Source organism: Streptococcus sp. HMSC056C01 (assembly GCF_001811305.1).
Taxonomy (GTDB): Bacteria; Bacillota; Bacilli; order Lactobacillales; family Streptococcaceae; genus Streptococcus.
In genome coordinates, this window is record NZ_KV804205.1 from 1 (window position 1) to 4,657 (window position 4,657).

Below are 4,657 nucleotides of genomic sequence, written 5' to 3' on the forward strand. Positions count from 1 at the left end.
TGAAGTAGACGTAGAGTTTCTTTTCTTCTTCCACCAGTTCTGGATGGTGTTCTAAAAGTTCATGGAGACAGATCATTCCCTCTTGGTCCCAATCCTCTTTCTCCCACAGGTGAAGATAGTAATCTTTTCTACATTTATAAACAATTCCTTTTACCTTTGCATAATACTTCTCAAGCATTTGCTTTCCCCCTTTCTCTGCTTGTAGTATAGCAGTGAAAGGGGGAAAGAAGGGCACTAGTTTCTGTCTTGTGCTGTTTTTACTCTCTAATGTTATGGCAGTTGTGAATACTGACAAGTGAGGGTAATAAAAGACAACTGTTTTCTATACGGTTGTCTTTACTTTGTAATTTTAATTGATGAAATGTTCGATTAAAGTTCTGCAATCTGGTTAAGATTTACTTCTGCAACTGTATCATTCCCAAACATTGAGATAATCATCTTAACTTTATTGTTATCAATTTCTGTGATCTTACCTGTGTAATCTGCGAAAGCACCGTCAATAATACGAACAGTTTGACCAACTTCGACATCAATATCAAATTCTTGGACAGTTTGACCCATAGAAACTAAAATATCGCGAATTTCTTGTTCCAAAAGTGGAGTTGGTTTTGATCTATTTCCGTGTGAACCTACGAATCCTGTTACGTTTGGTGTGTTACGCACAACAAACCATGCTTCGTCGGTCATAACCATTTCTACAAGAACATACCCTGGAAAGCGATTTTCTTCGATTTCTTTTTTCTTTCCATTTTTTTCTACTTGCACTGTTTGTGTAGGAATTTCAACACGTAGAATATTTTCTAGCATATTGTATGTTTGTGCACGTTGCAATAGATTTTCTTTTACTTTATTTTCGTAGCCAGAATAAGTTTGTAGCACAAACCATCCTTTATCAAAACTATCCATGTTTTTTCCTTTCCTAACTGAAGAATTTCAGCGACTAGATCTTTTTCTTAGCTTATTTTAAAAAATATTAATAAAACGAATCAATCCGCTAACAATCAATTGGTCAAAAATATAAATCATCACTACAAAGAAAGCAGTGTATTCCATGATAGATTTAAAATCTAACCAACTTTCCTTGCGAGTCGGCCAAGTTGTTTCTTTAAGAAGTTTAAAAATATCCTTAATAAAACGCATCGTTTTCTCCTATCTCGTTTCTCGGTGTGTGGTGTACTTGCCACAGTGTTTACAAAATTTATTTACTTCTAAGCGTGTTGGTTTTGGATTTCCACTAATCTTAATCGAATAGTTTCTAGAACCACAAACCGCACAGGCTAGACTTGCTTTTTTAAGTGCCATAACGCCTCCATCTTACCTATTATAACAAGAATCCTCTGCTTTGACAAGCTTAATTGTTTTTTGTATTCTTAAAACTTTCTATTTAAATTTGCAAATATGGTTTCTTTTAATCTCGCACTGTAATATATAGAAATTGAAAAAACCCAGGAATCATCCTAGGCTTTATGGTTCTTATTTACCAAGGTAGTATTCAGAAACTACGTTCAATTTTTCGTCAAATTCGAATACCAATGGTGGGAAGTTAGGGATTTCCACGTCCATGATTTCGTCGTCTGACAAACCTTTGATGTGTTTTACAAGAGCACGGATTGAGTTACCGTGTGCTCCTACGAATACATTTTTACCATCTTTAAGAGCTGGAGCGATTTTATCTTCCCAGAATGGAAGGGCACGTTCCAAAGTCACTTTCAAGTTTTCAGCATCTGGGATAACTGAGTCGTCAAGTGAAGCGTAACGACGGTCAGTGTGAGCTGAGTGCTCATCGTCGCGATCCATTGCTGGAGGCAATACATCGTATGAACGACGCCAGATGTGAACTTGTTCATCACCAAATTGTTCAGCTGCTTCAGCTTTGTTTTTACCAGTCAAACCACCGTAGTGACGTTCGTTCAAGCGCCATGATTTTTCAACTGGAACCCACAATTGGTCAGATGCTTCAAGAGCCAAGTTAGTTGTTTTGATTGCACGTTTCAATACTGAAGTGTAAGCTTGGTCAAATTCGATACCAGCTTCTTTGATCAATTTACCAGCGTCAATCGCTTGTTGTGTTCCTTTTTCAGACAAATCAACATCAGCCCAACCAGTGAAAAGGTTAGCTTTGTTCCATTCAGACTCACCGTGGCGAGCAAAAACCAATTTTACCATTTGATGGATACTCCTTTTATTTTCCGAGGTTCCCCTCGTTTATCTATTCTATTTTACACAATTTTTCACAAAAAAGCTAGTCAAAATCAATCAAAAAAGAGAAGCGACTTCTTGACTCTTCTCTTTTAGTATAGAACTATCCTTCGATTTGGAAATGTTTCAAGCTTGACAAGTATAGCGCTCCACCAATGATGAGAATAATTCCACCGATCCATCCCAAGAACGGAATCAATGATACTACCGATCCAACGATAAATAAGATAGACGGAGCAAGTGAGATACGTTTGTCATCCTTGTAGTAGACAAGAGTGAGAATTCCTAGGATTAGAGTTGCGATTTTTACTAAAGTAAAAACAAGGAAAACAATTCCCAAAACAACTCCTGCAAAATCTTCATTTTCAGAAATAGCCGCAATCATAACTATAACAACTGGTAAAATTGCCAAAACAGCTCCTGCAATGATCCCAATAATTCCATCAACTTGTGCAAGTGTTTTTGTCTTCATAAATGTCTCCTAAAAATTTTATTTAATCGTTATTTTACCATATTTTAGTTTTTATTTAAAGTTTTTACCAGTCTGGTATGGAATTGTGATTCCTTTACTGGCTCTCTATACGAATCAAACTAGTGATATTTCAAGTTTTATAGTTCTATTTTTTACTTGTTATTTTACATTATGTTCAGTCATTCAAGTAATCCACTTATTTTTTTCATAATCTCATGAAATATTCTCACTCAAATCAGAAACTATATCTAACTTACCTCTAAGTTAGTAGAGAAGTATTTATCATTAGATTTGTTGCTAATCTTTAGTATTACCCATTTATTAGTTTAGGTTATACTCATCATTTATTTTTTGATTATTCTATTATTTTTGAGGTTAACTTTAGTTACAAGTCAGTTTCATTCTCAATCTTGATTATCTTCTAGATTTTCTAACTGTTTATATTTTCTATTTTGGCGGTTTACACCCTTATGTAAGGCTATCTGAGTTAAATATCCGTTTTCTTGTTCTATGCCTTACTCAGATTTAATTTAGTGTTCTTGATCGTTTCTGATAGAACTATACAACTACAGTGGATTGAACCTAGAATAGTACGACAAGGATTCTAAAACGTTTCTATAAATTAATTTGACTTTCCTAGCCTCATTGTTCATATCTTTTTTCAATCCATTATATAATGGATTGAATCTAGAATAGCACACCAAGGATTCTAAAGCGTTTTTAGAAATTAATTTGACTTTCCTAATCTCTTTGTTCACATCTTATTTCAATCCACTATAGTATTAATAAATTGTTGACTAACTTACATTCTGCAATTTTTCCGAGATATCGTTATCAGGAAAAAATTTTATTTATCTGACTTCAAATAGTAAAACGAGTATTTGAAATCATAACCACCATACCAGGGCTATAAGCCCAAATTACCAGCCAGCGTCTAAAGACGTTGGCTTTCACGTTGTTCAAGCCCTATTGCTCTTGACTCGTCACTTGCCTCTTAAAGAGGCTTTAGTATTACTTACCACTATCCCTAAAGGGATCCTCATATTCTTTTACACTCAATTTATCTAGAGCTATATCATGCTGTACTCGTTCTCAAATTTTCATACTCGTGAAGAAATCATCCACTGGATAATTTCTTTAATCTTGAATATATTTCCTTATTGTGACTTCATTAAGCCCTACTGTACTCACATAATAACCTTCCGCCCAGAAATGCCGATTCCCAAACTTATACTTGAGGTTGGCGTGTTTATCAAACATCATGAGTGCACTTTTGCCTTTTAAATACCCCATGAAACTTGAAATACTTATCCTAGGTGGAATACTTACCAACATATGTACATGATCAGGCATTAAATGACCTTCGATAATCTCAACACCTTTATAACTACATAATCGGTGGAATATTTCTCCCAAACTACTTCGATATTGATTATAGATCACTTTTCGTCTATACTTAGGGGTGAACACAATGTGATATTTACACATCCACTTTGTGTGTGATAAACTATGAGACTTTTGTGCCATGGTTTTCTCCTTTCGCTTTACAATTGGCTTGAACACCTTTATTGTATCGCGTTTGGAGTTTTTTTGGTATAACCTTCGACGCGCACCCGCATAGCGGGTGGTTTATGTGTCTCGCATCTCACGGAGCGAGACGGACTAATAGTCACATAATCAAAAAACCGTAAGAAAAAATTCTTACGGTTTTTCTAGCAGTCTGAAAGAATAATCATTCTCAGTTTTGCTATATTTGAGCTTTTTATTTACTCTTCTTCCTCGCGTTTTTTAGCGATGAGGAGTCCTCCTGTCGCTGCTGCAAGGAGTGCTAGAGCAAGTGAAGCGCTAGATTGTTTTGTACCAGTGTTTGGTAATTCTTTAGCACCCGCTTTCTTAGCTGGAGTGTTATCAGAAGCTGGAGTGTTATCAGAAGCTGGAGCTGCATTAGCTGCAACAGTAACTTTAACTGGAACTTCATCCTTAGAA

6 protein-coding genes and 2 pseudogenes are annotated in these 4,657 nt (G+C 35.5%); all 8 read right to left on the reverse strand.

Annotation, left to right across the window (positions count from 1 at the left end; genetic code table 11):
- Positions 1-178, reverse strand: a pseudogene (locus HMPREF2795_RS10930) (sigma-70 family RNA polymerase sigma factor); the annotation flags it as partial.
- Between the two features lie 191 nt (positions 179-369).
- Complete coding sequence (gene nusG, locus HMPREF2795_RS05955; RefSeq protein WP_045763385.1) at positions 370-906, reverse strand: transcription termination/antitermination protein NusG; 537 nt, start codon at positions 904-906, stop codon at positions 370-372.
- A gap of 57 nt (positions 907-963) precedes the next feature.
- On the reverse strand, positions 964-1,140 hold the full coding sequence (gene secE / locus HMPREF2795_RS05960; RefSeq protein WP_001211016.1) for a preprotein translocase subunit SecE: 177 nt from the start codon (positions 1,138-1,140) through the stop codon (positions 964-966).
- Positions 1,141-1,149: 9 nt separating this feature from the next.
- Positions 1,150-1,302: a 50S ribosomal protein L33 gene (gene rpmG / locus HMPREF2795_RS10315; RefSeq protein ID WP_001809375.1), complete on the reverse strand. Its 153-nt coding sequence runs from the start codon at positions 1,300-1,302 to the stop codon at positions 1,150-1,152.
- A gap of 171 nt (positions 1,303-1,473) precedes the next feature.
- Positions 1,474-2,166 (reverse strand): phosphoglycerate mutase, encoded by a 693-nt coding sequence (locus HMPREF2795_RS05965; RefSeq protein ID WP_045763384.1) that lies wholly within the window; start codon positions 2,164-2,166, stop codon positions 1,474-1,476.
- Between the two features lie 136 nt (positions 2,167-2,302).
- The gene (locus tag HMPREF2795_RS05970; RefSeq protein WP_049530250.1) at positions 2,303-2,671 is read right to left on the reverse strand and encodes a hypothetical protein; all 369 of its coding nucleotides are present in this window, start codon (positions 2,669-2,671) and stop codon (positions 2,303-2,305) included.
- Positions 2,672-3,811: 1,140 nt separating this feature from the next.
- Positions 3,812-4,198, reverse strand: a pseudogene (gene tnpA / locus HMPREF2795_RS05975) (IS200/IS605 family transposase); the annotation flags it as partial.
- 239 nt (positions 4,199-4,437) lie between these two features.
- Positions 4,438-4,657: LPXTG cell wall anchor domain-containing protein (locus HMPREF2795_RS05980; RefSeq protein ID WP_075228442.1), on the reverse strand; the 220-nt coding region annotated here is incomplete at its 5' end.

Excerpts from the sequence above, each read along its gene's own strand:
- nusG (WP_045763385.1), bottom strand. The coding sequence starts at position 906 with ATGGATAGTTTTGATAAAGGATGGTTTGTGCTACAAACTTATTCTGGC.
- secE (WP_001211016.1), bottom strand. The coding sequence starts at position 1,140 with ATGCGTTTTATTAAGGATATTTTTAAACTTCTTAAAGAAACAACTTGG.
- rpmG (WP_001809375.1), bottom strand. The coding sequence starts at position 1,302 with ATGGCACTTAAAAAAGCAAGTCTAGCCTGTGCGGTTTGTGGTTCTAGA.
- HMPREF2795_RS05965 (WP_045763384.1), bottom strand. The coding sequence starts at position 2,166 with ATGGTAAAATTGGTTTTTGCTCGCCACGGTGAGTCTGAATGGAACAAA.
- HMPREF2795_RS05970 (WP_049530250.1), bottom strand. The coding sequence starts at position 2,671 with ATGAAGACAAAAACACTTGCACAAGTTGATGGAATTATTGGGATCATT.